Source organism: Kitasatospora sp. NPDC051170, from assembly GCF_044455705.1.
In the GTDB taxonomy this organism is placed as follows: domain Bacteria; phylum Actinomycetota; class Actinomycetes; order Streptomycetales; family Streptomycetaceae; genus Kitasatospora.
On the sequence record NZ_JBITFA010000002.1, the window covers coordinates 753,104 to 779,871 of the forward strand.

Below are 26,768 nucleotides of genomic sequence, written 5' to 3' on the forward strand. Positions count from 1 at the left end.
CCGGCCCCCCCCCCCCCCGGCCCCGGGCGGGCCCCGCGGGCCCCCCCCCCCCCCCCCCCCCCCCCCCGCCCCCCGGGCGGCGGGGGGCGCCCCCCCGCCCCCCCGGCCCCACCTGGTCGGGTGAGTTTCCTCACGCCGGTGCCGCAGACGGGTGATTTGGGCGGGAATCGAGCGTAGGTGTGGAGACTGACTGCGTATATTCCCTCGGACGAGTGAAGTTGCTTCAGATCAGGCCGGAACCAGCAACCTGGGGTGCCGGTTCACCGTCAGATGAGGGAACCCGGCCTTCCGTCCGGGAACGGGTGAGCGGCAGCGTCACGGCGCCCCGCCCGATCCACCCCCAGTCCCCGAAGCGGACAGAGCAGGCGACAGAGCAGGCGACCGAGCAGGCGAAGGAGGAGTGCATGCGCATCACCGGCGACCACCGGGCGCTGGCCATCGAAGGCCGCCTCGACGTGCGCACCGCCGCCGACGCGCGGGCCCTGCTGCACCAGGCCGTGGACGGCGGCCTCGGAGACCTCGTGCTCGACCTCGCCCGGCTGGAGTTCTGGGACGCCACGGGCCTCGGCGTCATCATGGGCACCCACCGGCGGGCCGGCCGCATCGGGCGCCGCCTGGTCCTGCGCTCCGTCCCCGCCCAGCTCCAGCGGCTGCTCGTCGCCACCAAGCTCCACCGCATCCTCGCCGTCGACGGCGTCGAGGCGCACGTCTCCTAAGGCGTGCCCCGGCGGCGCCCGCCCGGCGTGAGCCGCAAGACACGCCCTCCCGCCCCGATCGTGCACCGGGCCGCCCCTGCGCGGTCGGGGCCCGATGTGCGAGAGTCTGCCCGTCAGAAGACGGCCGCCGAGCACGATGCGGAGCACAAACGTGGCACAGCCATCCGGGGAGTTCCGGCAGGAGGCCGCCCGTACCCGCGGCGGCGAACTCGTCTGCGGCGGCCTGCTGGTCGGCGTCGGCGCCCCCGAGGGCTCCGAGGTCCGCCCCTGCCCCGAGGAGTGGCGCCCGCGCCCCCGCCGGATCGAGCGCAGCGAACCCGCCCGGGGCCCCGCCGACGTCGCCGGCCGCGCCGTCGGCCCGCTCGCCATGGGCGCGGGACCCGCCGACCTGCCGATGCTCGACCGCGAGGCCGACGTCGCCGAACTGCTGGGCCTGCTCGCCGAGGGCCGCTCGATACGCCTGGTCGGCCAGGCCGGATCGGGCCGCAGCGCACTGCTGTCGGCCGTCGCCGAGGCTTCCGCCGACCTCGCCCCCGGCGGTGTCGTCCAGCTCTGCGGGCACCGCCGCACCGCCGCCGACCTCCTCCAGGACCTCTTCGCCGCCACCCACCACGCGCCCGGCTACCGGCCCGACCCCGGCCAGCTCGCCGCGCACCTCGCCGAGGTTGCCGCCGTCGTCGTCATCGACGAGGCCGAGCCCTCCGGCGCCGAGCTGGAGCAGGTGCTCGCCGCCGCCCCCGGCTGCGCCTTCCTCCTCTCCGTGGCCCCCGGCAGCCCCGCGCTGCCCGCCGACTCGCACCTGCGCGACCACCTCGTCGCCGGGCTCTCCCGCGCCGCCTGCCTCGCCCTCACCGCGCGCCTGGCCGGGCGGCCGCTGGACGTGGAGGAGAAGGCCTGGGCCGTCGACCTCTGGTTCGAGTCCGAGGGGCTGCCGCTGCGCTTCGTCCAGGCCGCCGCGCTGCTGCGCCAGCGGGACGTCTCGGTGGACGCGCTGGTCGCCGCCGAGGAGGACCGCCTGGGCGTCTTCGGGGCCGTCCAGGGGCCCGTCCAACACCCGGACCCGGCCGTGCACGAGAACGCGCTGCGCCGCTCCGTCCCGCTGCCCTCCGTCGCCGAGACCGCCTCACCCGCCGTCCGGCTCGCCGAGGGGCTCAGTGAGCCCGCCCAGGCCGTCCTGAGGCTCGCCGTGGCGCTCGGCGGCGAGTGCCCCACCGCGCCGCACCTGCCCGCGCTCATCGACGTCGGCCAGGGCGAGGCCGCGCTCGCCGAACTCGCCGACGCCGGGCTGGCGGTGTCCATCGGCGGGCACCACCGGCTCACCGCCGGGGCACTCGAACTGCTCGCCCCCCACTGGCCCGCGAACGGCTGCGTCGACGGCGCCGCCCAGCACTTCGCCTGGTGGGTCGGGCACGGCTCGGTGTCGCCGGAGCAGATCGCCGCGGAGGCCGAGGTGGTGATCGGCGTCCTGCTCGCCGACCGCGCCGCCGGGCGGGACGCGGCCGTGGTGCGCCTGGCCAGGGCCGCCGCGCCCGCGCTGGCGCTCGCGCTGCGCTGGGGCGCCTGGGAGCGGGTCCTGCAACTGGGCCTGGAGGCCGCCCGGCGGGCCGACTCGGCGGTCGACCAGGCGTGGTTCCACCACGAGGCGGCCGTGCACGCGATCTGCGTGCAGCAGCCCTCCCGGGCCGTGGCCGAACTGGAGACGGCGCTCACCCTGCGGGCCGCCGCCGGGGAGCAGCGCGGCGTCGCGGGCGCGCGCCGGATGCTCGACCTGCTGCGCGCCGAGGGCCGGCAGCTGCCGGCCGCCGCGCCGGTGACCGTCGCCGCGCGCGGCCCGGTGATCCGCAAGATCGCCGCGCGGGTGCCGCGCCGGCTGCGCTCCAGCCGCCGGCGCCGGGTGATCCTCGCCTCCGCGGCGCTGCTCACCTTCGGGGTGCTCGGGACGGCGACGGCGATGACGATCGGCACCGACCAGCCCAAGGGCAACGACCCGCACGGGCGGCTCGACGACGTCGGCGACAGCCTGGACGGGCCGCCGGTGCCGCACGCCTCCACCACCCAGAGCGGGACGGCCGGTACGGGCGGCTCGGCGCCGGGCAGCCCGACGGGGGAGGGGGAGAGCCCGGGGCCGTCCGAGAGCGGGCCCTCGCGCTCGCCGAGCGCCTCGCCCACGCACCGGGCGACGCGCTCGCCGGGGGCGGGGGAGACGGACCCGGCCCAGCCGGTGACGCAGCAGCCTCCGGCGCCGCCTCAGCAGCCGTCGCAGACCGCGGTGCCGTGGCCCTCGTTCAGCATCTCGCCGACGCGTTCGGCGAGCCCGACCCCGACCCAGTCGGCGAGCCCGACGCCGACCGGCACGCCGAGCGCGTCCTCCACGCCGAGCTGACGCGTCAGAACAGCTTGAGCTTGTCGTCGTCGATGCCGCGCAGCTCGTCGTAGTCCAGGACCACGCAGCCGATGCCCCGGTCGGTGGCCAGCACCCGGGCCTGGGGCTTGATCTCCTGCGCGGCGAAGACGCCCTTGACCGGGGCCAACAGTGGGTCCCGGTTGAGGAGTTCGAGGTAGCGGGTGAGCTGTTCGACGCCGTCGATCTCGCCGCGGCGCTTGATCTCGACGGCCACCGTGGCGCCGTCGGAGTCGCGGCAGAGGATGTCGACCGGGCCGATCGCGGTCGGGTACTCGCGGCGGATCAGCGACCAGCCGGCACCGAGCACCTCCATGCGGTCCGCGAGCAGCTCCTGGAGGTGGGCCTCGACGCCGTCCTTGATGAGGCCGGGGTCCACCCCGAGCTCGTGGGAGGAGTCGTGCTGCACCTCCTCCAGTGTGATGATGAGCTTCTCGCCGGCCTTGTTCACGACCGTCCAGACCCCGTCCGTCTCCTTGAGGACACACGGTGGGGACATCCAGTTGAGCGGCTTGTAGGCACGGTCGTCGGCGTGGATGCTGACGCTGCCGTCGGCCTTGACCAGGATGAGCCTGGTGGCGGAGGGCAGATGGGCGGAGAGCCGACCGGCATAGTCGACTGAGCAGCGGGCAATTACGAGACGCACGGTCGACCACGCTAGCCCACCGGGGCCAGTTGATGCGATTCCGAGACGACCGGGTGAAGAAAGCGCGAACGCCGCGAACATGGAGTTTCAGCTGTTCCGCTGCCGCCGTTCGCGGTCTGGCGTCCCTCAAGTGGGATCTCTACCGTGTGTGACGGCACGATTGCGGAACCGCGTCAACGGGGATGGAGACTTCAGATGAACGATCCAACAGGATCTGGCCAATCTGGTGCGTCGAGGCATATTTCCGGAGCAATCCGAAGGAATCACAAGCCAGTCGCGCGGTTGACTGCCACGCTGTCCTGAGCGCTTTCGGTGTCCGGGACGTCACGTCCCGTGGCGCCACCGCGGTTCGCGAAGGTGCCGGAACCCCGTCCCTCGGGTGCCGGACACCCCATGCGCTTCCGCCGTCACCCTCACTGTGAGCTTGGACTACGCATGACCACCCGTGCGCCGCGCGGGTGGGCCGCGAGAGGAGAACCCATGTCGCTCGACGTCTCACCGGCCCTGCTGGAGAAGGCCGAGCGGGGCGAGGTCGACGAGCGGGAATTCGTCGACTGCGTCCGCGTCTCGCTGCCGTACGCCTGGGACCTGATCAGTTCGCTGGTCGCCCAGGCGAAGGTCGACGGCACCGACTTCGCCGACAACCACGTACCGCCGCCGAGCGAGCAGGCGCGCGGTCAGCTGCTGCGCGCCCTCGCCAGCGACGCCATCCGGGGTGCCCTGCAGCGCCATTTCGGGGTCCGGCTGGCGTTCCAGAACTGTCACCGCGTCGCGGTGTTCCTGCCCTCGGGGCCGAACGAGGCGCGCTTCGAGCGCTTCACCTCCGTCCGGGAGCAGCTGCTCAACCAGTCCGAGGAACTGCGGGACTGCTGATCTGCTCCGATTGATCGGCTGTGACTGATCGGCTCCGACCGATCGGCCCGGCGTCGGCCGCCGTCGCCCCTTCCGACCGGGGGCGGCGGCGGCCGACGGGCGTCCGGATGAGGAGGCCGGGCCGGGGCCGGTCTCAACTCAGCTGCGGCAGAACCTCGGAGCCGAGCCGGGCGATGTTGTGCAGGGTCGCCTGGTGGTCGCCACTGCCCTCGGCGAGCAGGGCGAAGCGGCGGATGCCGGTGCGCTCGGCGGTGGCCAGCAGCCGGTCGGCGCACTGGCGCGGGGTGCCCACCGCGTGCAGGTCGCAGAGGAGTTCGGTGTACTCGCGCGGGTCGCGCATCTTGCGCTCGCGTCCGTCGACGGTGCGGTGCGCGCCGAGCCCGTACTCGAACCAGCCGGGCATCGCGTTCAGCAGCGTCGCCCGGGCCGTGGAGGAACGGTCCTCCACCTGGGCGACGCCCGCCGCGACGTGCTGGCGGGTGACGCGGCGCAGCTGCTCCTCGCCGCGCCCCGCGGCGAGCCAGGCGGAACGGTACAGCTCCAGCATCCGCAGCTTGTCCTCGTCGCCGGAGTGCATGCCCAGCAGCATCGGCAGGCCCCGCTCGGCGGCCAGCTTCGCGCCGCCCGGCGAGGTGCAGGCGACGATCACCGGCGGGCCCGCGACCGGGCGTCCGGCGCTGGTCAGGTCGTCGCCCGGCGGGTCGACGGTCAGCGGCCCGGTGTCCTGGCGCTGGCGCGGGAAGCGCACGGCGGCGGACTCCTCCAGGCCGAGCCAGCTGCCCAGGCCCGGCCGGCGCAACGGCTCGGTGGCCCGGGGGACGACGGCGACCTCGGGGAAGCTGAACTGCGGGCCCTCCGCGCCGACCCGGGAGCCGCGCAGCCAGCGCATCAGCAGGTCCAGCCGCTCGGGGAAGCCGCGTTCGAAGGCGTCCACGCCGCCGCCGAAGACGTCCAGGTCGATCCACGGCCCGCCGCGCCCCACGCCGAGGGTGAACCGCCCGCCGGAGGTGAGGTGCAGGAGGGCGGCCTGCTCGCCGAGCGCCACCGGGTGGGCGGTGGACAGGACGCTGACCGCCGTGCCGACGCCGATCCGGCGGGTGCGGCCGAGCAGCAGCGCGGCCAGGGTCGCCGCGTTGGGGCAGACCCCGTACGGGACGAAGTGGTGCTCGGCCAGCCAGACGTTGTCCAGGCCCGCGCGCTCGGCCTCGACGGCGGCGCGGACGGTGCGGTCCAGGGCCTCGCCGTGGCTCTGCCCGGGGAACTGCGCGGACAGCAGGAAGGCGCCGACGCGTACCGGAGCGGTGTCCGGAGGCAGTGCGACGCGCTGGGCGGAGGGCAGCGGATCGCCCGCGACGGCCGTCAGCGGGGGTACGTGGCCCAGCGCCGGGCCGGGGGCGGGTGGGCGCACGCCCACCGGCCGGCGGGTCTCGGCTCGGTCGCCGGTCTTGGTCATCCTTGGGCCTCCATGAGTGCGCGGGGTCTGCCGGCCCCGCCGTGTCCCTTCGTGGGTATCCGATGTCATGTGCCAATGGCACGCGGAACCCCGAATTCGCCCGATGATCGGGTGGATCTCGGTAAAAACCGCCGAGTCCCGGCCGAACCCGTGATAGAGGCCCTGGAGCGGGTAGGGACAACCTCTAGGCTGGAAGGTCCAGAGCCCCGGAAGAGAGGCAGTCCGCCGTGCCCCGCCACAACCGGATCAAGAGCGCCGCCCCCCGCGAGAGCGCCGAACCGGCCGCTCCGCTCGGCGGATCGCTGCGTCGCACCGAGAACTACCAGGGCGAGGACTGGGTGGTCCAGACGGTCGCCGGCACGGCGGGGCGGTTCTACCGCTGCCCGGGCTGCGACCAGGAGATCCCGCCCGGGGTGGGCCATGTGGTGGCGTGGCCGATGCACGGCGCGGGGGTGGACGACCGGCGGCACTGGCACCGGGCGTGCTGGGGAGCGCGGGAGCGCCGGGCCTCCAACCTGCTGCGGGGCCGCGGCGCTCCTCGGTACTGATCCGCTCCTGGTCCGTTCCTGATCGAGTCCTGACCGGGTCCTGACCGGGCGCTGATCGGGCGCTGAGCCCGAACTCGCCTACGCGTCGCGCTTCTTGAGCACCAGCGCGCCGCCGACCAGGGCCGCGAGGGTCCAGGCCAGACAGATCAGGAAGCCGGCCAGGGGCCCGTACGGCTGGCCGTGCTGCTCGTAGACCAGCAGCATGCGCGAGCCCGCGTAGTCCGGGAAGTAGTGCGCCAGCGTCTTGACCTTCGGCACGGCCGAGAGGATCGGCGAGAGCAGGAAGAAGAACGGCACCAGCACGCCCAGCGCCAGGGTCTGGTTGTGCAGCATCGTGGTGACGCCGGCCGCGAACAGGCACAGCAGCGTCAGGTACACCGCCGCGCCCAGCACCGCGCGCAGCACGTTCGGCTCGCCCAGGGTGGTGGAGTGGGTGCCGAGCAGCGCCTGGCCGAGGAAGAACGTGACGAAGGCCGTCACCAGCGAGACCGCCAGGGCGAGGCCCCCGAGCACCACGGCCTTGCCGGTGAGCAGGGTGCCGCGCTGCGGGACGGCGGCCAGGGTGACCCTGATCATGCCGCTGCTGTACTCGTTGCCGATGGCCAGCACACCGAACACGATGATGGCCAGCTCGCCGAGCATGATGCCGGAGAAGGCGGTGCCGGTGGCGTCGAACGGGGTGTCGACCTCGTGGCGCCGGAACTCGGTGAAGTTGTTGTTGGTGAGCAGGGACAGCAGCGCGCCGAGGCCCACGGTGACCACGAAGGCCAGCGCGAGGGTCCAGACCGTCGAGCGGACGCTGCGGATCTTCGTCCACTCGGAGCGGAGGATCGCCGGGAAGGACGCCATCTCAGTTCTCCTCCTGCTGCCGCACGGCGGCGGCCGGCCGGGAGCCGTCCGCCTTCCAGCCCTCGCCCCAGACGCCGGGGGCACCCGCCGCGTCGCGGCCGGGGCCGTCGCCCGCGTGGTACTCGACCGAATCGGCCGTCATCTGCATGAACGCCTCCTCCAGCGACGCCTGCTGCGGGCTGAGCTCGTGCAGCACCACGCCGTTCGCGGCGCACAGCTCGCCGATGGCGGCGAGGTCGCCGTCGACGACCTCGTACGAGCCGTCGGGCCCGGGGTCGTGCCGCAGGCCCGCGCCGGCGAGCACGTCCAGCAGCCGCTCGGGCTGCGGGGTGCGCAGCCGTACGGCGGAGCGGGAGTTGCGGCGGATGAACTCGGGCATCGGCAGGTCGGCGAGGAGGCGGCCCCTGCCGATGACGACCAGGTGGTCGGCGGTCACGGCCATCTCGCTCATCAGGTGCGAGGAGACGAAGACGGTGCGGCCCTCGGCGGCCAGGCGCTTCATCAGGTTGCGGATCCAGAGGATGCCCTCCGGGTCGAGGCCGTTGACCGGTTCGTCGAACATGACGATCTCCGGGTCCCCGAGCAGCGCGGAGGCGATGCCCAGGCGCTGGCCCATGCCGAGGGAGAAGCCGCGCGCCCGCTTGCGGGCGACGGGGGTGAGACCGACCAGCGAGAGCACCTCGTCGACCCGGCGCTCGGGGATGCGGTTGCTCTGGGCGAGCCAGAGCAGGTGGTCACGGGCGGTGCGGCCGGGGTGGACGGCCTTGGCCTCCAGCAGCGCGCCGATGTACTTGAGCGGTTCGCTGAGCTGCCCGTAGCGCTTGCCGTCGATGGTGACCCTGCCGCCGGTCGGGCGGTCGAGGTCGAGGATCATCCGCATGGTGGTGGACTTGCCGGCGCCGTTGGGGCCGAGGAAGCCGGTCACCACCCCCTGGGGCACCTTGAAGCTCAGCCGGTCCACCGCCAGCGTTTTGCCGTAACGTTTCGTCAGTTCGTGCAACTCGATCATTCGGGCTCCCTTTGCTCTCTGGAAGGCTAGGACAAAGCGGATACCTCGGCCCGCTGAGTGGGCCCCGTGGGCGTGCCGGAATACGGTGGGCCCATGACCCAGCTCCCCTCCGCCGTCTCGGTACGCGAGAGCGGCTCCGGAACACCCGTCCTGCTGCTGCACGCCTTCCCGCTGAACGCCTCGATGTTCTCAGCCCAACTGGACGCGCTGCCCGGCACCGCCGGGGACGAGGCCCGGGTGCTCGCCCCCGACCAGCGGGGCTTCGGCGGCACCGAGCTGGGCTCGGACGAACCCTCGCTGGACCTGGTCGCCGACGACCTCGCGCTGCTGCTGGACGCCGCCGGCGTGGAGCGCGCCGTGGTCGCCGGGGTCTCCATGGGCGGCTACGTGGCGCTGGCCCTCGCCCGCCGCCACCCGGACCGCCTCGCGGGCCTGCTGCTCGCCAACACCCGCGCCACCGCCGACACCGACGCCGCGCGCGCCAACCGGGAGCGGATCGCCGCCGCCGTCACCGCCCGCGACAGCGTGCAGCTGCTGCTGGAGGAGAAGGTCGCTGCCGGGCAGCTCGCGCCCGGCTCCCAGCACCTCGTGGAGCGGGTGCAGTCGATGGTGGCCGCGGCCCCGCCCGCCGCCGTCGCCTGGGCCCAGCGGGCCATGGCGGCCCGCCCTGACTCCCAGGAGACCCTGGCGGGCCTCCGGGTGCCGACCGCGCTCCTCGCGGGCGCCCAGGACGCCCTGGTGGCCGTCGAGGAGGCCAAACTGATGGCCCGCCTGCTGCCGGAGGCCGAACTGACCGTGCTGCCCGAGACGGGCCACCTGAGCCCCCTGGAGGCGCCCGAGGCCTTCACCGCCGCCGTGCGCCGCCTCCTCGCCCGGGTGGCCGCCGGATGAGTGCGGACGCGGCCGGCTGGGACTTCTCCGCCCTGGAGGTCAGCGGACGGATGCCGATCACCAACCGCGGCGAGGGGCTGGTCGAGCTCACCCTGGAACCGCTCGGCGAGGACTACTGGATGCGCCCGGGCGAGACCTTCATCGTCACCTCCTACGGCGACTACGGCCCCGGACACCCCTTCGAGGTGCAGTACTGGCCGGACTCCGTGACGGTCTGGTGCACCTCCTGGTTCGGCACCGTCTCCGACGACGAGGGCAACCAGCTCAGCAGCGGCTACCAGCGCCCCGACGGGGCCTACCCGAGGTAGTGACGCCTGACGGCCGACAGGCCCTCACCCGGGCGGGTGAGGGCCTGTCGGACAGGGGATTCTGCAGCGTCAGCGCCGGGTGTCGGCGCCGGGTGTCAGCGCCGGGTGTCAGCGCCGGGTGTCAGCGCCGGGTGTCAGCGCTGGGCGGGCACGCCCGCGGTGTCGTCGCTCGGCACGCCGGCGGCGGCCACGGCCGCGCCGGTCAGCGTGGCCAGCATCTCGCGGACGTTGGTCAGCTGGGCGTTGATGCTGTCGCGACGGTTCGTCAGCGCCGCCAGCTCGCGCTCGGATTCGCTGCGGATGCGGTCGGCCTTGGCGTTCGCGTCCGCCACGATGTCCTCGGACTGGCGCTGGGCCGTCTCGACGGTCTGGCGGGCACGGCGCTCGGCGTCGGTGCGCAGCTTCTCCGCCTCCAGGCGCAGCTGCTCGGCCCGGTGCTCGATCTCGGCGAGGCGCTTCTCGGCCTTGGCCTGACGGGCGGCCAGGTCGCGCTCGGACTGCTCGCGGCGCTTGGCCAGGTTGGTCTCGAACTCCAGCGCGGCCTGGGCGGCCTTGGTGCGGGTCTCCTCGAAGAGGGCGTCCGCCTCCTCGCGCTTGTTCTGGGCGTCCTTGTTGGCCTCGGCACGCAGCTGGGCCGCGTCGCTCTTGGCCTTGTCGACGATCCGCAGGCCCTCGTCCTCCGCCTTGGCCTTGCGGTCCTTGGCGTAGTTCTCGGCCTCGGTGCGCACCTGCTGCGCGGCCGCCTCGGCCAGCTCGCGGTGCTGCTCGGAGGCGCGGTGGGCCTCGTCGCGCAGGTCCTTGGCCTCCTCCTCGGCGAGGCGCAGGATCTTCTCGACGCGGGCGCCGAGACCGGCGTACGAGGGCTCCTGCTCGGCGACCGCCGCCTGGGCGGTCTGGGTCTCCAGGTGGAGCTCCTCGATGCGCTTCTCCAGCGCACTGATCCGGGTCAAGGCACTGTCACGGTCGGCCACCAGCTTGGTGATCCGCTCGTCGACCTGGGCACGCTCGTACCCACGGCGCACCAGGTCGAAGCCGTGAGGGGAGTGACTGTCGCTCATGGGGTTCTGGGCTTCCTGTCGTCAAACCGCTGAGGTGGTTGAGGGAATCCTGACACGGTACCGGAGTGTCGACGGCGAAATGCCGTTCTCTCACGGACAATGACCGCCAATGTCCGCTCAATCGGGTGGTGAGCTCTTGGAGCGATTGCCACCCGACCGGGGGGAGCCAACCCCGGCACCGGCCTTGGCACCCCCGTCCTTCTTGGTGTTGCTTCCCCCGTTGGCCTGGGCGACCGGTGACGGTGCCTCGAACGCCTCCAGGGCGGACAGCACGTCCTGCACCCTGGAAATCTCGGTGTTGATGTCCTTGCGGCGGCGCACCAGCTCGTCCAGCTCGCGCCGGCCCTCGTCGGTGACCCGCTGCGCCTCGGCCCTGGCCTCGGCGACCAGCCGCTCGGCCTCCGCCTTCGCCAGCTCGATCTGCTCGTCCGCGGTGCGGTCGGCCTCGCGCAGCCGCTTCTCCGCCTCGGCGGAGGCCCGGTCCAGCTGCTCCTCGGCCTCCGACTCGGCGGAGGACAGCTTCGCCTCCGCCTTCTCGATCAGCGCCTCGGCGCGGTCGGTGGAGGTGGCGAGCTTGGTCTCCGCCTCCTTGAGCAGGCCCTCGGCCTTGCGGACGGCGGACAGCCGGACCTTGCTGGCCTCCGCCGACGCCTCCGAGGTGAGCTCGGAGGCCCGGTCCTCGGCCGCCGCGACCAGGGCGGCGGCGCGGTCCTCGGCCTCGGCGACGGTGGCCACCGCCTGCTCCTCGGCCTCGGTCAGCTGCTCCTGGGCGGCCGTCACCAGCGCGTCCACCCGCTCGCCGGCGGACTTCATCGCCGCCGCGTTCTCCTTGCGGGCGCGCTCGTGCAGGGCCTCGACCTCGGCGTCGGTGCGCTCGCGCAGCTCCTCGGCGCGCTCGCGGATCGCCGTGGCGTCCCGGCGGGCCTCGGCGAGCAGCGTGTCGGCGTCGGCGCGGCCCTTCTCCACCTCGGCCTGACCGGCGGCCTCGCCGGCGGCGACCAGCCGGTCGGCCTCCTTGCGGGCGGCGGCGACCATCGCGTCCGCCTGCTCCTCGGCGGCGGCGGTGGTGGCCAGGGCGGTGGTCTGGGCGTCCTCGCCGAGGGCCTCCGCGTCCGCGAACGCCTTCTCCAGCACGGCCTTGGCCCGGTCGCGGGTCGCCTTGTCGAACTGCTCGGCGGCCTCGCGGGTGTCCGCGTCGTAGGCGTCGGCGCGGGCGTGGGCGGCGGAGTCGTACTCGTCGGCCAGGGTGCGGGTGGCGAGGGCGTACTCCTCGGCCTCGGCGCGCAGCGAGGCGGCCAGCTCCTCCGCGTCGGCGACGGTGCGGGCGCCCTGGGCCTCGGCCTCGGCGATCGTCCGGGCGGCCTGCGCCTCGGTGTCCGCGCGCAGCTGCTCGGACGCCTCCTCGGCGGCGCGCAGCTCGTGGTCGGCGTCGTGGCGCAGCTGCTCGTCGTACGCCTGCGCCTCGGCGCGCCGGCGGCCCAGCTCGGCCTCGGTGGCCTCGCGTTCGGCGGCCAGGTCGAGGGCGGTGCGCTCGCGCAGGGCCGTCGTCTCGGCGTCGGTACGGGCGCGCAGCTCGGCGGTGTCGTGGTCGGCCTCGGCGCGCACCCGCTCGGCGTAGGCATCGGCCTCGGCGTGCTGCTCGGCGGCGTACGCCTCGGCGGCCTCGCGGACCTCGGCGGCCTCGCGCTCGGCGGTGGCCCTGAGGGCGGCGATCTGCTCGGCGGCGGCCTCGTGCAGCCCGGCCACGGCCTGGCGGACCTCGGCGGCCTCGTCCTCGGCGGCGGAGACCAGGGCGGCGCCCTCCGCCTTCGCGGCGGCGACCAGGTCCCGGCCCTCGCCCCGGGCGCGCTCCAGCTCGGCGGCCGCCTCCTCGCGGATGCCGTCCGCGTCGGCGCGGGCCTCGGACAGGAGGCGGCCGGCCTCGGCCCGTACGGTCTCGGCCTGCTCGTCGGCGAGGGCGAGTTCGGCGGCGGCCTTCTCGCGGGTCGCCCGGGCGTCCTGGCGGGCCTCCTCGCGGCGCTGCTCGGCGGCGGTGGCGGCCTGGGCCAGCTGCTCCTCGGCGGTGGCCAGGGCCTGGGCGAGGTGCTCCTCGGCCTCGGCCCGTACGGCCTGGGCGTACCCGTCGGCCTCGGTGCGCTGGGCGGTGGCGTACTCGTCGGCCGCCTCGCGCTGCTCGGCGGTCTCGCGCAGGGCCTCGGCGCGCAGCTCGGCGGCGTACTCGTGGGCCGCCTCGCGCTGCTGGGCGGTCTCGGCGGCGGTGGCCTCGCGGCGGGCGGCGCCCTCCTGCTCGGCCTCGGCGCGCACCCGCTCGGCGTAGGCGTCGGCCTCGGCGTGCTGCTCGGTGGCGTACGCCTCGGCGGCCGTGCGCAGCTCGGCGGTCTCGGCGGCGGTGCGCTCGGTCAGCTCGGCGGCGGTCTGCTCGGCCAGGGTGCGGGCGGCCTCGGCGGCGGCCAGGTGCTCGGCCGTCTCCTCGCGCTCGCGGCGCAGGCCCTCGGCGGCGGCCTCGTGCTCGCGGCGGCTCTCCTCGCGCAGCGCCGTCGCCGCGGCCTCGGACTCGGCCCGGGTGCGGGCGGCCTCCGTGTCGGCCTCGGTGCGCACCCGCTCCGCGTCGGCCACGGCGGCGTCGCGCACGGCGTTCGCCTCGGCCTGGGCCTCGGTGGTCAGGGCGGTGGCGGCGGCGGTGGCCTCGGCGCGCACGCGCTGGTCGAACTCGCTCGCCTCGCGCCGCAGTTCGGCGGTCTCGCGCTCGGCGGCGGTGCGGTTCTCGGCGGCCGCGGCCTTGGCGGAGGCCAGCGCGTCCTGGCTCTGCTGCTCGGCGGCGGCGGCGATCTTCTCGGCCTCGGCGCGGGCCCGGGCGAGGGTCTGCTCGGCCCGGCCCTGGGTCTCGGCGGCCTGCTCCTGCGCCTGGGCGCGCAGCCGCTCGATCTCGCCGGCGGCGCCCGAGCGCAGCTCGTCCGCGTCGGCCTTGGCCCGGGTGAGCAGCTCCTCGGCGTTCTTCGCCGACTCCTCGATCTGCAGGACGGCCTGGCGGCGGGCCTCGCCGCGCACCCGGTCGGCCTCGGCGGCGGCCTGGGCGCGCAGCTCCTCGGCCTCGGCGCGCAGCGCGGCGGCCTCGTCCTGCATGCGCTCGATCCGCTCGCGGATCGCGGCGGCGTCGTCCAGGGCGGCGTTCTGGGCCTGCTCGACGGCGGCCTGGGCCTGCTCGCGCAGCCGCTGGGCCTCCGCGTTGGCCTCGGCGCGGATCCGCTCGGCCTCGGCGGAAGCCTCGCCGCGGGCGGTCTCGGCGTCCTGGTTGGCGCGGGCGAGCATCTCCTCGGCGGTCTTGGCGGCCTTGGCGAGGTGCACGGTGGCGTCCTTGGCGCCGGCCGCGCGGCCCTCCTCCTCGGCCTCGCCGCGCATCCGCTGGGCGTCGGCCTCGGCCTGCGCCCGCAGGTCGGCGACGTCCCGCTCGGCGAGGGCGCGCAGCTCGGCGATCGCGGCCTCGGCCTCCGCCTTGAGCTCGGCGGCCACCGACTCGGCGGTGGCGCGCAGCCGCTCGCTCTCCTCGGAGGCGGCGGCCTTGGCGGCCTCCGCCTCGGCCTGGCGGGTGGCGGCCTGGGACCGTACGGCCTCGGCCTCGGCGCGGATCGCCTCGGACTCGGCGGTGGCCTTGGCGACCAGCCGGGCGATCTCGGCGCGGGCGGTCTGCGAGCGCTGCTCGTTGGCGGCCTCGCCGTCCAGGGCCTTGCGCTCGGCCGCGGCCTCGGCGTCGGCCTGGAGCTGCTCGGCGGCCTGCTCGGCCTGGGCGCGCAGCTCGGAAGCCTCGCGGCGGGTGCGCTCGGCCTCGGCGATGGCCTCGGCGCGCAGCCGCTCTATCTCGGCCTTGGCGTCGGCGAGCTGCTGCTCGGCGCGGGCCTGCTCGGTGGCGGCGTCGTTCTTGAGGCGGTCGATCTCGGCCCGGGCGACGGCCAGCTGCTGCTCGGCGGCGGCGTGGGCGGCGGCCAGCTGCTGCTGGGCCTCGCCGCGGGCCGCGCCGACCTCGGCCGCGGCCTGGGCGCCGGCCTGCTGGGCCTGCTCGGAGGCGGCGCGCAGCAGCCGCTCGGCGTCGTTCTGGGCGCGCTGGAGGGCGGCCTCGGCGGCGGCGTGGGCCTCGCCGCGGGCGGCGTCCACGTCGGCGGCGGTCTGGGCGCGGGCCTGGTCGGCGAGGGCGACGGCCTCCGCGCGGGCGGCGGCGACCATGCGCTCGGCCTCGACGCGGGCCTCCTGGAGCAGGCGGTTGGCCTCCTGCTCGGAGCCGGCCCTGGTCTGCTCGGCCCAGCCGCTGACGTGCTGCTCGGCGGCCAGCCGCAGCTCGGCGAGCTCCTCCTCCAGCTGGCGGCGGCGGGCACCGAGCTCGGCCTCCAGGCGGGCGCTGCGCTCGGCGGCCTCGGCCATGATCCGCTGGGTGGCGGCCTGGGAGTCGCGCAGCTGGCGCTCGGCGTCGGCGCGCAGCTGCTGGGCCTGCATCTCGGCCGTGCGGAGCATCTGCTCGGCCTGGCCGGAGACGGCGTCGAAGGCGCGCGGCTGGGCGAGCATGCGACGGGACTCGTGCAGCTTCGCCCGGAGCACCTCCACCTGGTAGGCGAGGTCCTCGGCGTGCTCGACTGCCTTGTCCCGCTCCTTCCGAGTCCGACCCATCTCGGCCTCGAACTGGGAGAGGTGATCGTCAGCCTCGTAGCGGTCGTTGCCCCGCACTCCGCGGTCCCATCCATCTCCTGGTCGCATCTTCGACCCGGCCGGTTCCGGGCTCCCGTTCCCCGGGGCTCCGGTCCTGCTGGTCCTTGCATCCGCGGTCGCCGGACGGCCCCCGTCTAACCGGGGCCGGCGGCCGTGGTCACCGGAGTCCTGGGCGTGGGAGCGCGGGGGTGCCGCGTTCCTCCGTCCGGGTGGACTCCTGGGCGAACTCTTGCCTTGTGGAGAATGGTGACAGATCCCTGTAGCGACCGTTCAGCCGTGCCCGCGTAATGGGACTCCCCTTGCGACGGGCCGACCCACCGGAGGGCGGACGGGCCTGTCATCGGCTGTGCCCGCCGTCTCCGTCCCCCGGAGCCGTCGCGCACCTGGGCATTGTAGTGGGAGCGCACTGCGGGGGAATGGCCGCGTGGGGGTTTTCCGGTTGTCCGACGAGGTTACTGACGGGTCGCTAGCGGTGCCGCCGGTCGCGGACGGCACCGCGGGTGCGTCGTTCGTGCCGTTTCAGTGCGCGTCGTGGGTGCCCGGCTCGGCGGAGGTGACCAGCTCGGTCAGCACGCCGCCGCAGTCCTTGGGGTGCAGGAACGTGATCCGCGAACCCATCGAGCCGATGCGCGGCTGCTCGTACAGGACCCGGACGCCCTTGTCGCGGATGGCCTCCGAGTCGCCGTCCACGTCGGCGGTGCCGAAGGCGATGTGGTGCACGCCCTCGCCGTTCTTCTCCAGCCACTTGGCGACGGTGGAGTCCGGGCGGGTGGGCTCCAGCAACTGGAGGTAGGAGGCGCCGCCGTCACCGGTGTCGTTGATCTTGAGCATGGCCTCGCGGACGCCCTGCTCCTCGTTGACCTCGGTGTGGAACACCTCGAAACCGTAGGTGGCGCGGTAGAACTCGACGGTCTTGTCCAGGTCGCGGCAGGCGATGCCGATGTGGTCGATGCGGGTCAGCACGACGGGCCTCCGGGGCCGTAGAGGGGTGAGGTCGGTCCAAGTGGAGCGCATGGCCGACGGCGGCGCCAGCGCCCGGGATGCGAGCCTGCTCACACGGGCAGGGGCCCGGCCGGGTTCACCCGAACCGTGTCGGCACGGTGTTGACTGGACTGTGCCAGTGCGCTCGATCACACCGTTGCTCCGGTGACGCGCGGGTAGCAGGTCAGTACATTGAGCGCATCCTCACCTGGCCACGACGTGCGAAGGGGCCCGTCCCATGACCAACACCACCTCTGTGATCGTTGCCGGGGCACGGACCCCGATGGGCCGCCTGCTCGGCTCCCTCAAGGGTTTCTCCGGCGCCGACCTCGGCGGGTTCGCGATCAAGGGCGCGCTGGAGCGGGCCGGCATCACCGGCGAGCAGGTCCAGTACGTGATCATGGGCCAGGTGCTCCAGGCCGGTGCGGGCCAGATCCCCGCCCGCCAGGCCGCCGTCAAGGCCGGCATCCCGATGAACGTCCCGGCGCTCACCATCAACAAGGTCTGCCTCTCCGGCCTGGACGCCATCGCCCTGGCCGACCAGCTCATCCGCGCCGGCGAGTTCGACATCGTCGTGGCCGGCGGCCAGGAGTCGATGACCAACGCCCCGCACCTGCTGCCCAAGTCCCGCGAGGGCTACAAGTACGGCGCGATCGCGATGCTCGACTCGATGGCCCACGACGGCCTCACCGACGCCTACGAGAACATCCCGATGGGCGAGTCCACGGAGAAGCACAACACCCGCCTGGGCATCTCCCGCGAGGTCCAGGACGAGATCGCCGCCGCCTCCCACCAGCGTGCCGCCAAGGCGCAGGCCGACGGCGTGTTCGAGGCCGAGATCGTCCCCGTCGCCATCCCGCAGCGCAAGGGCGAGCCGGTCCTGTTCAGCCAGGACGAGGGCATCCGCGCCGACACCACCGTCGAGGGCCTCGCCAAGCTGCGCCCGGCCTTCACCAAGGACGGCACGATTACCGCCGGCACCTCCTCGCAGATCTCCGACGGCGCCGCCGCCGTCGTCGTGATGAGCAAGGCCAAGGCCGAGGAGCTGGGCCTCACCTGGATCGCCGAGATCGGCGCCCACGGCAACGTCGCCGGCCCGGACAACTCGCTGCAGTCGCAGCCGTCCAACGCGATCAAGCACGCGCTGGGCAAGGAGGGGCTGGAGGTCTCCGACCTCGACCTCGTCGAGATCAACGAGGCGTTCGCGGCCGTCGCCCACCAGTCGACCAAGGACCTGGGCGTCTCCGCCGACATCGTCAACGTCAACGGCGGGGCGATCGCCCTCGGCCACCCGATCGGCATGTCCGGTGCCCGCGTGGTGCTCTCCCTCGCGCTGGAGCTGCAGCGCCGCGGCGGCGGCATCGGCGCGGCCGCGCTGTGCGGCGGCGGCGGGCAGGGCGACGCGCTGATCGTCCGGGTTCCTGGCGAGCAGAGCCCGCGGGCCTGACCACTGCTCCGCCCCCGGGGCTGCGGACCGCTCACCAGCGGTCCGCAGCCCCTTCGGCATCTGCTTCGGCATCTGCAAGGGAGATCCTCATGATCGATGTCGCCACGCTGGTCGAGCAGGCCCGGGAGGGCCGGCCGCGGGCCGTCGCCCGGCTGATCACGCTGGTCGAGAACGCCGCGCCGCAGCTGCGGGAGGCGATGGCCGCGCTCGCGCCGTACACCGGGCGGGCGTACACCGTGGGCCTGACCGGCTCGCCAGGGGTCGGCAAGTCCACCTCCACCTCGGCGCTGGTCTCCGCGTACCGGCGCCTGGGCAAGCGGGTCGGGGTGCTGGCCGTCGACCCGTCCTCGCCGTTCTCCGGCGGGGCGCTGCTCGGCGACCGGGTGCGGATGCAGGACCACGCCACCGACCCGGAGGTGTTCATCCGCTCGATGGCCACCCGCGGGCACCTCGGGGGGCTCTCCTGGGCGGCGCCGCAGGCGCTGCGGGTGCTGGACGCGGCCGGGTGCGAGGTGATCCTCGTGGAGACCGTGGGCGTCGGGCAGTCCGAGGTGGAGATCGCCGGGCAGGCCGACACCGCGGTGGTGCTGCTCGCGCCCGGGATGGGCGACGGCATCCAGGCGGCCAAGGCGGGCATCCTGGAGATCGGGGACGTGTTCGTCGTCAACAAGGCCGACCGGGACGGCGCGGACGCCACCGCGCGCGAGCTCAACCACATGCTCGGCCTCGGCGAGGCCCGCGAGGCGGGGGACTGGCGGCCGCCCATCGTCAAGACCGTCGCCGCGCGGGGCGAGGGCGTGGACGAGGTGGTCGAGGCACTCGAGAAGCACCGCGCCTGGCTGGAGGAGCACGGCGAACTCGCCGCCCGCCGCCGGCGCCGGGCCGCCGCCGAGATCGAGGCCATCGCCCTCGCCGAACTGCGCGCCCGCATCGGCGACCTCCGCGGCGACCGCCACCTCCCCACCCTCGCCGACCGCGTCGCCGCCGCCGACCTCGACCCCTACACGGCCGCCGACCACCTCATCGCCGCCCTGACCACCTCCTGACAGCACCCCGCCCACCGCCGCCCCGGACCTCCGGGGCGGCGGCGTTGTGCGCAGTACCAATTTCCACCGTGGCGTGGCGAAAGAAACGAACCGCACGTCAACGGGCGGCCCGGCCGATTCGGCCGGGCCGCCCACATTCCAGTGCTGCGGAAACAAAGAGTGAAAATTTGGGCGGGCCCAGGTGCAAGCACCCGGGCCCGCCTAAAAAAAGATGCGCCCCCACCCACCCCGGGAGCATCCACACGTGGCAACCCCAGTGGAATTGGGCATCGGAAAAATGAGCTTTGAGAAATTGGAAGGTGGCCCCGGCCGATTCGGCCGGGGCCACCTAAAAACTGCGGAGGCTAGTTTTGTGGGGATGAGCAGCGCAGCTTTGAGGGGGCCCGGGCGCAAGCACCCGGGCCCCCTCAAAAGACCGAGCTCCCCACTCGCCCACCCTTGCTGGAAACGCACGGCACCGGCGGCGCCGGCCAGGGCTGGCCGGCGCCGCCGGAACTCAAGCGCTGCATAGGAAGTCGGCCTGGCCGACTTCCTATGCAGCGGTATTTGATCCAGCTGTTCCTGCTGCCCGCCGGAAGGTTCCGGCGGGCAGCAGGGAAAGAGCCTGGGATGGGTCAGAGGCGGCAGGTCAGAATGCCGCCGAGGCAGGTGATGGTGAACGAGCCCTGGGTCTCGATGGCGGCGGTGACGATCTCGGTGGCCCGGTGGACGGTTTCGTGGAAGGGGACGCTGCTCTGGTCGGCCCATGCTTCGTAGGACGCCAGGTGGGCGATGGCCGGTGAAGGATCGGTGAGTTCGATAGTGCCGGGTAGCTCCCGCACCTGGATGTCCCCGAAGGCACTCCCGAGGTAGCCGGACGCCTTCTCCAACGAGAACCGGGAGCTGAGCGAGACCCGGGACGGGCCCTCCGGGATGCCGAGGACATCCCCGGCGGCCCTGACCCAGAGCCGGTCCAGTTCCTGCTTGTCGCCGTCACTGTTCGTCGAGACGATGAGCAGACCCCCCGGCCGCAGAACCCGGGCGAGCTCCGTGACGCCCGCCTCGATATCGCCCAGGTGGTACAGCATGTGCAGGGCCAACAGCGCGTCGACGCTGCCGTCGGCGAAGGGCAGCGCCTGGGCATCGGCCACCAGAGTCGGCCTCGCGACGTCGGCGAGGATGCCTGCCGAGAGGTCCGCGCCGATGACCTGGAGGTCGGGCCGGTCGGTGCGCAGACGGCCGACGAACCTGCCGTTGCCGCATCCGACATCGACGACTGTGCCGTTGGTCCCCGCCAGTTCCTCGACGACGATCCCGGGCAGGTCGTACCGCGGCCGCTGCCATTGGTAGATCGACTGGCGGGCGGCCAAGTGGCGCTCGTCCCCGTAGGCACTGGTCGCGAGGATCGCCCGGTCGGTCACAGCGGCATCCTGCTGCGAGGTGTTGCTCGTCACTGGGGCAGCTCCGGAGGGTTCATGGGTGCGGGCCGGAAGCAAGCTTCCGCGACATTCTCGCGGAGGCTCAAGGCCAAGGGGGAGCCCGAGTAGACGGGCTCGGCGAGAGCAGCGCGCAATGCCCGAAGCCGACTGGAGATACTCGCCGTTCGCCGATCCGGCGCAGCACCGAGGACGACCGCGAGCTTCGCCTGGACACCGTCGAGGTCACCGTGTGCGAGATGGGCGTGGGCGAGGTCGAGATGGGCGGCCAGCAGGTCGCCGGAGGACTGCTCCTGACGAGGTGCGGACTCGTACATCGCGATGGCTCTTGTGGATGCCTCGATGGCATGGTTCACATGAGGTCGACTGCGGAGGGCGAGGAGAGCAGTCCCCGTGTAGGTCCATTGCTTGGCCTCGGGGAACGTGAACACGCCGGGAAGATCGATCGTGGCCACCGTGCTTCGTGCCGCCCCGGCCATCTCCACGGCTCGTAGCGCGCTCGTATGATCGCCGAGTGCGGCAGCGGCTCGTGCTTCGAGGCTGAGCAGACGGGCTGCGATCGTTCCATCGTCGGCGAAAGGCAGTCCGGCTCTGGCCAGCTCCGCTGCCTGGCGGTGGTCCTGCTGCCAGTAGGCGATCAGGGATTGGACGGAGCGGACCCAGGCCCGCAGGCCGTTGTGGCCGGCTGACTCGGCGCAATGCCAGGCTGTTCGAGAGTGCGTTGCAGCGGCTCTGTACTGGCCGAGGTCGAGGGCAACGTGAGTGGCCAGGCCGCAGAGGCGTCCGGCTTGCACGTAGAGGTGGCTTGTTTGACGCGGATGCTGGCGTCCTCGGAGCAAGTCGAACACTCCTCGCCGTAACGCTCCGATCTCGTGGAAGAGCCCGGACACCGGTGTGCTGACACAGTCCGCCGCCAGCCTCTCGATGTCCGCGTCGATCTGTTCCAGCACCGTGTCACTCGCGTTGGAGACGCTCGCGAAGCGAAGGAAGAGAGCGGACTCTGCCGAGTCGGCTGCCACGGCCGCAACGAGACCGCCGCCCCTGCTCGTGGGCCCGGTGGTCGGAGCCAGCACTACGGAGGTCGCCGGAGAGGTCTCCAACAGGTTGGCCAACTGTTCGACCGAGACCCTCAGGGCACGGGCGAGCCTCGGTCGCATCCAGGGTTGAGGGGAAGCCCTGCCGTTCTCCCAGCGTCCGAGGGTTGTGCGGTCCACCTGGATCGCTTCAGCCAAGGACTCCTGAGTGTGGCCAACGGCCTTTCTGTGCTGGATGAGCCGGTGCCGTCTGGCAGCCATCGCACATCTCCCGCCATGTATCCGTTCCGTTCGGCTGCATCGACGACAACCCTGGTCACGCGTCGGTTTGCAGCACGGATGCCTCATCGATGCCCCAATTCTGCTCTGGTTCACCGATGTTGGAGGCGCTTCGGTAGGTACCGGCCGGGTGAATCCCGGTACGAACCCATCTCCGAAGGAGAACCTCATGCCCGAACACCTGACGACCAGCACCGATTCGGAGGGTGACGGCCTGCTGGTCGCCCGCGTGAAGGTCGCCGCGGCCCGCTCGCGCGGCGAGCAGCCGTCCGACGGTGGCTCCACCGGCCGTACCGACACCAACGACTGACGGCCGCATCCCCATGACCACCGAGCAGCTCTCGGTGGTCGAGCGTCTGGGCGGGGACGTCTTCCTCGCCCGGACGTTCGGCCGCACTTACAAGGTCGTTCGCGGCGAAGCCGCGTCACTCGTCGGGTTGATGAGCTGGGACGACCTGAACGTCATCCTCACCCACCACCGGCTCGAAGCCCCGCGATTCCGCCTCGCCTCCAACGGGGAGCAGGTGCCGGCGCATCGGTACTCCCGTCCGATCGTCACGCGGCGCAGCACCGTCTGGTACCAGCTCCAGCCGTCCGAGCTGCACCGGCGCCTGGTGGAAGGAGCCACGCTGGTGCTGGACGCCGTCGATGAACTCCACGCTGGAATCGGTGGGTTGGCCGCCCAGCTGGAGCGCTGGCTGCGCACCGGTGTGCAAGCGAACCTGTACGCGTCCTGGACAGGCGTCGAGGGCTTCGGAGTTCACTGGGACGATCACGACGTGGTGGTCGTCCAGCTCGACGGCGCGAAGCGCTGGCGGATCTACGGCCCCACCCGCACGGTGCCGATGCACCGCGACGTCGAGACGCCCGAACCACCGCCCGAGGCGCCCGTCGCCGACCTGGTACTCACCGCCGGTGATCTGCTCTACCTGCCTCGGGGATGGTGGCACGCCGTCGCCGCCTCCGAGGGACAGCACTCACTGCACGTCACCTGCGGGCTGCAGAGCACGACGGGCGCCGACCTGATCACTTGGCTGTCGGAGACGCTGCGTGCCCACGAGGCCGTGCGGGCGGACCTTCCGCGCTTCGGGACCTCCGAGGAACAGCGAGGCTTCCTGGCCTCCTTCGGCAAGCTGATTGCGGCCGAGTTGGAGAGCGACGACCTGATCGCTCGCTTCTCCTCCGCCCGCGACGCCACCGAGCGCGCCCGGCTCGTGCCCTCGCTGCCGTACATCAGCGCGGCTCCACCGGATGCCGACCTCCTGGTGCGCCTGGTCACGGCGCGGCCCGTGCTCGTGGCCGGGCCCGACAGCACCGTCCGGCTGACCGCCGGCGGCGAGGAGTGGACCTTCGCCGCCAAGGCGGAGCCGATGCTCGCGACGCTCTCCGACGGGAAGCCCCACCGGCTCGCCGATCTCGCGCAGGCTGCGGGCATCACCCTCGGGCAGGCGGCCGGTGTCGTGACGGAGTTGGTCGACGGCCAAGCCGTTGCGATCGGGGGTGTTCGATGACGGTGCGGCTGGGGCTCGGCACCTACCGCTGCCCCGATGTGGCCGGGGCCGCACAGATGGCTGCCGCCCGAGGTGCCGACTGGGTGGATACGGCACCCAACTACGCAGGCGGCCGGGCGGAGATGTCTCTGGCCGCGGCTCTGACTGCCCACCCGAATCTGTGCGTCTCCACGAAGGTGGGCTTCGTCCCGGCCGGTGCCGGACACATCGGTTTGCGAGCAGGTGCCCTGTCCCCGGCAGACGTCGAGTGCGGCCACTGCCTCGCTCCCGACTACATCGCCTGGCAGCTCGCGCGCACCTGCCTCATGCTCGGCCGGGAACCCGACCTGGTATTCGTACACAACCCCGAGCACGCCTGCTCGGAAGCCGAGATCATTGATCGGCTCTTCAACGCCTTCCTGGCCCTGGAGGAGGCGTGCAGTCGGCAGATCATCGGCGCCTACGGGGTGGCGACCTGGCGTGGATTCGGCAGCGGTCTGTTCGACGTTCGCACGCTGATCGACCTCGCCACCAAGGCCGGTGGGCCGAACCACCACCTGTGGGCCATCCAACTCCCGGTCTCCCTCGTCCATCTCAAGCCCGTCGCCCAGGCTCTCGACGGACACGGCCCGCTGGCCGATGCCCTGGCTGCGGGATTGGAGGTGTTCGCCTCGGCCCCGCTCCACGGCGGCGAGATCCCCGCCATGGTGACCCCGGAACTGTCCGAGCTGATCGCCCCTGGCAAGACGCCTGCTGAGGTGGCCCTGGCCGTCGTCGCCTCGGCGCTGGGAGTGAAGCGCGTGCTCCTGTCGACGGGGAAACCGGAACACTGGACACGGGCCGTCGAAGCAGTCGGCGGACCGCCGTTGTCTCCGGACGTCCTTCGAAGGGTCGTTGATGTACTCGGAACCTGAACCGGATACCGCCAGGCGGATGCGCAGAATGCACGCCGAATCGGCAACGGCGCTCGACGTGACGCCGATCGGCTCGCGTGAGGCGTGGGGCTGGCGCGGCCGGACCCTGAGCCGTCCGGTCGCCACTTCGTCAGGCGATGCCTGGCTCCGTCTGGTGTCCGCTCCGGCCGACAAGGCTGGCGGAAAGCTCTGGGAAGGGCCGCAGGAGGCAGAACGGCTTATGCCTCCCGTGGTGCCCAGGCCGCGCCTGCGGGGACGGCGTACCTGGACCGAGGGCGGGCACGGCTACCTGGCGGAGTTGTACGACAGGATCACCGACTCCACCATCACCACCTACGAGCCCATCCTTCGAAAGGCACCGGACCTCGACGACGCCTGGTGGGACGAACTCGGCACCGCCATCGACTCCATCGCCAAGGTTCCCAGCAACCGTGTGGCGGTCCGGCAGGAATACCTGGACCGCGCCATGCCCCAGTATCTGGGCATCCCGATCGACACCAGAGTCCCTGCATGGACGACGGCCCACGGTGACCTGCACTGGGCCAACCTCACGAGCCCGGCCCTCGCCATCCTCGACTGGGAAGGCTGGGGCCTCGCGCCCGCCGGGTACGACGCGGCGCTCCTTCACGCCTACAGCCTCCTGGTTCCCGACACGGCTGCTGACGTCCGGCGACGACTCGGCCACATCTTGGAAACCCCGGCGGGCAGGTTCGCGGAGCTGGCGGTCATCACCGAGTTGCTGCAGACGGTCACGCGGGGCGACAACCTCGAACTGGAGGGACCGCTGCGCGCGCGGTTGGCTCACCTCGGCGAGAAGTAGCGGCAGATCCGTTGCCGGTCAATGCGCCTCAGGGAGGTCTCCCGAGCGAACAGCGGTGATGAACGCGGTCCATGCAGCTGAGGTGAAGAGGAGAGAAGGGCCATCGGGGTCCTTGGAGTCGCGGACGGGTAGGACCTCGGGAAACCCGTCTGCGACCTCGATGCACTCGTTGTCCGGGCCGCTGAACGAGCTCTTTCGCCATATCGCAGTGGAGAGATCGGGGGATTTGGTCATGAGCCGAGCTCCTTGATCGAGTTGATCAGTTCCAGGGATTCCGCAGTTGGGAGTGCTTTGGTGCAGACATCGTTCCAAAGCTCCAGATACGTCTCCACCTCCGTCGAACCCTCGAGCCACATCGAGCCCGATGGGTTGTCCAGCAGGACGACATCCATCGCGGCCTCGGACGGGAATCCCAGGATCACGTACGGTCCGGCCATGCTGGCGTGCGCGCCGACGCTGAACGGGACCACCCGAACGGAAACGTTGGGCATGGAGGCGGCACGCGCCAGGTGTGCGAGCTGATCCCTCATGACGGCAGGTCCGCCGACCTGCTGGCGCAATGCCCCCTCGGCCAGCACGACGGAGAGGGAGAGCGGGGGATCGGCGGTGAGTCGCTGCTGCCGCATGAGGCGAACGGTCACGAACTGCTCGATTTCCGCCGGCTGCTTCCAGCGGCGACCGGCTGTGGTGAGCGCACGCGCATAATCCGGAGTTTGCAACAGAGCCGGGATCATCTGGCTTTGGAATGTGCGCACCGATGAGGCGACTGCTTCAAGGGCGATGAAGTCACGGTAGGTGTCCGCGAGCACGCTGCCGTACTCGTTCCACCAGCCGTTTCCACGCCGCCGCTTGTTCGCGGTACGGGCCAGTTCGGTAAGACGCTCGTGAACTGTCGGATCGTCAACACCGTAGAGGTGGAGCATCGCAGTGAGATCCGGCATTCGAACTGGGCTGCGGCCGTTCTCGATGCGCGAGATCTTGCCTTTGGTGCAATCCAGCGCATCGGCCACCGCGTTGGTGCTCAGGCCCGTGCGCTCTCGCAGGCCGCGCAGTTCCTCGCCCAACTGTCACCCCAGCACGGTGGATGGCGCGCTTGCGACGCGATCCGGTTGCACGCGATCTCCTCTGATCGGCGGTCAATCTGCGTTCACAGTAGTCGGACGGGCAGCTCCAATTGCTCGCACCTTTTCTTCGCGCAACGTTGCGGATGATCTTAAGGTAGCTGCATGCTACATGGCGTAGTCGCCCGAACGACAGAGTGTGATCAAAGCGGGTGGGCTGCCGGGCATCCCTTTGCCTCGACCCGCAGTTGCTGGTTCCCGCGCTCCCGCCGGTCTCCGCTGCTCGCGCGGCGGATGCTGCGTGGGCTGCTCGCCTCCGTGCCGGACGGCGACCGCTACGCCGAGGTGGGAGAGTTGCTCACCTCGGAGTTGGTCGGGAACGCCGTGCTGCACTCGGGTATGCCGGGGCGGCTGATCTGGGTGTCCTTCGAGGTGAACGCCGCTCGGCTTCGCATTGAGGTGCACGATGCGAGCGACCGGCTGCCCGTGCCCCAGCGGCCCGGCCTCACCGCCGACTGCGGGCGTGGTCTGCTCCTCGTGGACGCCCTCGCCACCGAGTGGGGGTACCGCCCCAGGGAGGGTGGGGTCGGAAAGGTGGTCTGGTGTGAGTGTGAGCCCGCGCCGGTCGTCGTGAAGCTGTGAGTGCGATACGTCTGTGGGCGGGGCCGTGGAGGTGTCCACGGCCCCGCCCTCAGTTCGTTTCCTTGGGGGCAGGGAGTTTCGGCGCCGCTTCGGCGCGGCCCGCAGCGGCCCCGCAAATATGGGGTGACCCACAATACGGGGCCCCCCCGAGGCTGGGGCGGGGGCCCTCCACCGTATCGGTTGGGGTAAGGG

The 26,768-nt window shown here is 72.6% G+C and carries 24 protein-coding genes and 1 pseudogene; 13 read left to right on the forward strand and 12 right to left on the reverse strand.

The features are described 5' to 3' along the window. Nucleotides 1-404: 404 nt before the first annotated feature. Nucleotides 405-716 (forward strand): STAS domain-containing protein, encoded by a 312-nt coding sequence (locus tag ACIBCA_RS06960; protein WP_396281764.1) that lies wholly within the window; start codon nt 405-407, stop codon nt 714-716. A gap of 151 nt (nt 717-867) precedes the next feature. Continuing rightward, nucleotides 868-3,099 carry an ATP-binding protein gene (locus ACIBCA_RS06965; RefSeq protein ID WP_396281765.1) on the forward strand — a complete coding sequence of 744 codons (2,232 nt, stop codon included), beginning with the start codon at nt 868-870 and terminating at the stop codon, nt 3,097-3,099. A 4-nt stretch (nt 3,100-3,103) separates the two neighbouring features. Here the strand turns inward: ACIBCA_RS06965 and nucS are convergent, their stop codons facing one another. Next, nucleotides 3,104-3,763 (reverse strand): endonuclease NucS, encoded by a 660-nt coding sequence (gene nucS, locus ACIBCA_RS06970; protein ID WP_396281766.1) that lies wholly within the window; start codon nt 3,761-3,763, stop codon nt 3,104-3,106. A gap of 480 nt (nt 3,764-4,243) precedes the next feature. Between nucS and ACIBCA_RS06975 the strand changes: the two genes are divergently transcribed. Next, nucleotides 4,244-4,636 (forward strand): SCO5389 family protein, encoded by a 393-nt coding sequence (locus ACIBCA_RS06975; protein WP_396281767.1) that lies wholly within the window; start codon nt 4,244-4,246, stop codon nt 4,634-4,636. Between the two features lie 133 nt (nt 4,637-4,769). Here ACIBCA_RS06975 and ACIBCA_RS06980 read toward each other — a convergent pair whose 3' ends face one another. Next, on the reverse strand, nt 4,770-6,089 hold the full coding sequence (locus ACIBCA_RS06980; RefSeq protein ID WP_396281768.1) for an LLM class flavin-dependent oxidoreductase: 1,320 nt from the start codon (nt 6,087-6,089) through the stop codon (nt 4,770-4,772). Between the two features lie 227 nt (nt 6,090-6,316). Between ACIBCA_RS06980 and ACIBCA_RS06985 the strand changes: the two genes are divergently transcribed. Beyond that, on the forward strand, nt 6,317-6,637 hold the full coding sequence (locus ACIBCA_RS06985) for an ATP/GTP-binding protein (protein WP_396281769.1): 321 nt from the start codon (nt 6,317-6,319) through the stop codon (nt 6,635-6,637). 78 nt (nt 6,638-6,715) lie between these two features. Here the strand turns inward: ACIBCA_RS06985 and ACIBCA_RS06990 are convergent, their stop codons facing one another. After that, the gene (locus tag ACIBCA_RS06990; RefSeq protein ID WP_396281770.1) at nt 6,716-7,486 is read right to left on the reverse strand and encodes an ABC transporter permease subunit; all 771 of its coding nucleotides are present in this window, start codon (nt 7,484-7,486) and stop codon (nt 6,716-6,718) included. A gap of 1 nt (nt 7,487) precedes the next feature. Then, complete coding sequence (locus ACIBCA_RS06995; protein ID WP_396281771.1) at nt 7,488-8,495, reverse strand: ABC transporter ATP-binding protein; 1,008 nt, start codon at nt 8,493-8,495, stop codon at nt 7,488-7,490. A 93-nt stretch (nt 8,496-8,588) separates the two neighbouring features. On the opposite strand from ACIBCA_RS06995, the gene ACIBCA_RS07000 reads away from it, so the two are divergent. Together ACIBCA_RS07000 and ACIBCA_RS07005 are read left to right on the forward strand one after the other, a co-directional pair. Further along, nucleotides 8,589-9,386, forward strand: a complete 798-nt coding sequence (locus tag ACIBCA_RS07000; RefSeq protein WP_396281772.1) for an alpha/beta fold hydrolase — start codon at nt 8,589-8,591, stop codon at nt 9,384-9,386. Further along, a complete protein-coding gene (locus tag ACIBCA_RS07005; RefSeq protein ID WP_396281773.1) occupies nt 9,383-9,694 on the forward strand; it encodes a hypothetical protein in 312 nt (103 codons plus the stop codon). The genes ACIBCA_RS07000 and ACIBCA_RS07005 overlap by 4 nt, the downstream gene beginning before the upstream one ends. Nucleotides 9,695-9,828: 134 nt before the next feature. Here ACIBCA_RS07005 and ACIBCA_RS07010 read toward each other — a convergent pair whose 3' ends face one another. From ACIBCA_RS07010 to mce, 3 genes are all read right to left on the reverse strand, one after another. Then, a complete protein-coding gene (locus ACIBCA_RS07010) occupies nt 9,829-10,752 on the reverse strand; it encodes a cellulose-binding protein (protein ID WP_031074241.1) in 924 nt (307 codons plus the stop codon). Nucleotides 10,753-10,869: 117 nt separating this feature from the next. Beyond that, nucleotides 10,870-15,465: a hypothetical protein gene (locus ACIBCA_RS07015; RefSeq protein WP_396281774.1), complete on the reverse strand. Its 4,596-nt coding sequence runs from the start codon at nt 15,463-15,465 to the stop codon at nt 10,870-10,872. 501 nt (nt 15,466-15,966) lie between these two features. After that, entirely contained in the window at nt 15,967-16,410 is a 444-nt protein-coding gene (gene mce, locus ACIBCA_RS07020) for a methylmalonyl-CoA epimerase (RefSeq protein ID WP_396281775.1), read from the reverse strand. Between the two features lie 256 nt (nt 16,411-16,666). On the opposite strand from mce, the gene ACIBCA_RS07025 reads away from it, so the two are divergent. Together ACIBCA_RS07025 and meaB are read left to right on the forward strand one after the other, a co-directional pair. Then, nucleotides 16,667-17,875: an acetyl-CoA C-acetyltransferase gene (locus ACIBCA_RS07025; RefSeq protein ID WP_396281776.1), complete on the forward strand. Its 1,209-nt coding sequence runs from the start codon at nt 16,667-16,669 to the stop codon at nt 17,873-17,875. 89 nt (nt 17,876-17,964) lie between these two features. Beyond that, nucleotides 17,965-18,921 (forward strand): methylmalonyl Co-A mutase-associated GTPase MeaB, encoded by a 957-nt coding sequence (gene meaB / locus ACIBCA_RS07030; RefSeq protein WP_396281777.1) that lies wholly within the window; start codon nt 17,965-17,967, stop codon nt 18,919-18,921. Between the two features lie 614 nt (nt 18,922-19,535). Here the strand turns inward: meaB and ACIBCA_RS07035 are convergent. The 3 genes and pseudogenes from ACIBCA_RS07035 to ACIBCA_RS07045 all read right to left on the reverse strand — a co-directional run. Then, complete coding sequence (locus tag ACIBCA_RS07035; RefSeq protein WP_396281778.1) at nt 19,536-20,354, reverse strand: class I SAM-dependent methyltransferase; 819 nt, start codon at nt 20,352-20,354, stop codon at nt 19,536-19,538. Then, nucleotides 20,351-21,355 (reverse strand): XRE family transcriptional regulator, encoded by a 1,005-nt coding sequence (locus ACIBCA_RS07040; RefSeq protein ID WP_396281822.1) that lies wholly within the window; start codon nt 21,353-21,355, stop codon nt 20,351-20,353. Before ACIBCA_RS07040 ends, ACIBCA_RS07035 begins: the two co-directional genes overlap by 4 nt. Nucleotides 21,356-21,448: 93 nt before the next feature. Further along, nucleotides 21,449-21,820, reverse strand: a pseudogene (locus ACIBCA_RS07045) (helix-turn-helix transcriptional regulator); the annotation flags it as partial. Between ACIBCA_RS07045 and ACIBCA_RS07050 the strand changes: the two are divergent. From ACIBCA_RS07050 to ACIBCA_RS07065, 4 genes are read left to right on the forward strand one after another with little or no spacing between them, the layout of a single operon-like run. Next, the gene (locus tag ACIBCA_RS07050) at nt 21,819-21,959 is read left to right on the forward strand and encodes a hypothetical protein (RefSeq protein ID WP_396281779.1); all 141 of its coding nucleotides are present in this window, start codon (nt 21,819-21,821) and stop codon (nt 21,957-21,959) included. The pseudogene ACIBCA_RS07045 and the gene ACIBCA_RS07050 overlap by 2 nt on opposite strands. 13 nt (nt 21,960-21,972) lie before the next feature. Further along, complete coding sequence (locus tag ACIBCA_RS07055) at nt 21,973-23,160, forward strand: cupin domain-containing protein (RefSeq protein WP_396281780.1); 1,188 nt, start codon at nt 21,973-21,975, stop codon at nt 23,158-23,160. Then, entirely contained in the window at nt 23,157-24,053 is an 897-nt protein-coding gene (locus tag ACIBCA_RS07060; protein WP_396281781.1) for an aldo/keto reductase, read from the forward strand. Before ACIBCA_RS07055 ends, ACIBCA_RS07060 begins: the two co-directional genes overlap by 4 nt. Before the next feature lie 28 nt (nt 24,054-24,081). Further along, complete coding sequence (locus ACIBCA_RS07065; protein ID WP_396281782.1) at nt 24,082-24,873, forward strand: hypothetical protein; 792 nt, start codon at nt 24,082-24,084, stop codon at nt 24,871-24,873. A gap of 18 nt (nt 24,874-24,891) precedes the next feature. Here ACIBCA_RS07065 and ACIBCA_RS07070 read toward each other — a convergent pair whose 3' ends face one another. Beyond that, nucleotides 24,892-25,107: a DUF397 domain-containing protein gene (locus tag ACIBCA_RS07070; RefSeq protein WP_396281783.1), complete on the reverse strand. Its 216-nt coding sequence runs from the start codon at nt 25,105-25,107 to the stop codon at nt 24,892-24,894. Next, entirely contained in the window at nt 25,104-25,937 is an 834-nt protein-coding gene (locus tag ACIBCA_RS07075; RefSeq protein ID WP_396281784.1) for a helix-turn-helix domain-containing protein, read from the reverse strand. Before ACIBCA_RS07075 ends, ACIBCA_RS07070 begins: the two co-directional genes overlap by 4 nt. 291 nt (nt 25,938-26,228) lie before the next feature. Between ACIBCA_RS07075 and ACIBCA_RS07080 the strand changes: the two genes are divergently transcribed. Next, complete coding sequence (locus tag ACIBCA_RS07080) at nt 26,229-26,576, forward strand: ATP-binding protein (protein WP_396281785.1); 348 nt, start codon at nt 26,229-26,231, stop codon at nt 26,574-26,576. Nucleotides 26,577-26,768 lie beyond the last annotated feature (192 nt).

Coding starts and splice junctions, on each gene's coding strand:
- ACIBCA_RS07065 (WP_396281782.1), top strand. CDS start 24,082: ATGCACGCCGAATCGGCAACGGCGCTCGACGTGACGCCGATCGGCTCG.
- ACIBCA_RS06995 (WP_396281771.1), bottom strand. CDS start 8,495: ATGATCGAGTTGCACGAACTGACGAAACGTTACGGCAAAACGCTGGCG.
- ACIBCA_RS07070 (WP_396281783.1), bottom strand. CDS start 25,107: ATGACCAAATCCCCCGATCTCTCCACTGCGATATGGCGAAAGAGCTCG.
- ACIBCA_RS06975 (WP_396281767.1), top strand. CDS start 4,244: ATGTCGCTCGACGTCTCACCGGCCCTGCTGGAGAAGGCCGAGCGGGGC.
- ACIBCA_RS06980 (WP_396281768.1), bottom strand. CDS start 6,089: ATGACCAAGACCGGCGACCGAGCCGAGACCCGCCGGCCGGTGGGCGTG.
- ACIBCA_RS07055 (WP_396281780.1), top strand. CDS start 21,973: ATGACCACCGAGCAGCTCTCGGTGGTCGAGCGTCTGGGCGGGGACGTC.
- ACIBCA_RS07050 (WP_396281779.1), top strand. CDS start 21,819: ATGCCCGAACACCTGACGACCAGCACCGATTCGGAGGGTGACGGCCTG.
- ACIBCA_RS07080 (WP_396281785.1), top strand. CDS start 26,229: ATGCTGCGTGGGCTGCTCGCCTCCGTGCCGGACGGCGACCGCTACGCC.
- ACIBCA_RS07060 (WP_396281781.1), top strand. CDS start 23,157: ATGACGGTGCGGCTGGGGCTCGGCACCTACCGCTGCCCCGATGTGGCC.
- meaB (WP_396281777.1), top strand. CDS start 17,965: ATGATCGATGTCGCCACGCTGGTCGAGCAGGCCCGGGAGGGCCGGCCG.
- ACIBCA_RS06960 (WP_396281764.1), top strand. CDS start 405: ATGCGCATCACCGGCGACCACCGGGCGCTGGCCATCGAAGGCCGCCTC.
- ACIBCA_RS07000 (WP_396281772.1), top strand. CDS start 8,589: ATGACCCAGCTCCCCTCCGCCGTCTCGGTACGCGAGAGCGGCTCCGGA.
- ACIBCA_RS06990 (WP_396281770.1), bottom strand. CDS start 7,486: ATGGCGTCCTTCCCGGCGATCCTCCGCTCCGAGTGGACGAAGATCCGC.
- ACIBCA_RS07005 (WP_396281773.1), top strand. CDS start 9,383: ATGAGTGCGGACGCGGCCGGCTGGGACTTCTCCGCCCTGGAGGTCAGC.
- ACIBCA_RS07025 (WP_396281776.1), top strand. CDS start 16,667: ATGACCAACACCACCTCTGTGATCGTTGCCGGGGCACGGACCCCGATG.
- ACIBCA_RS07010 (WP_031074241.1), bottom strand. CDS start 10,752: ATGAGCGACAGTCACTCCCCTCACGGCTTCGACCTGGTGCGCCGTGGG.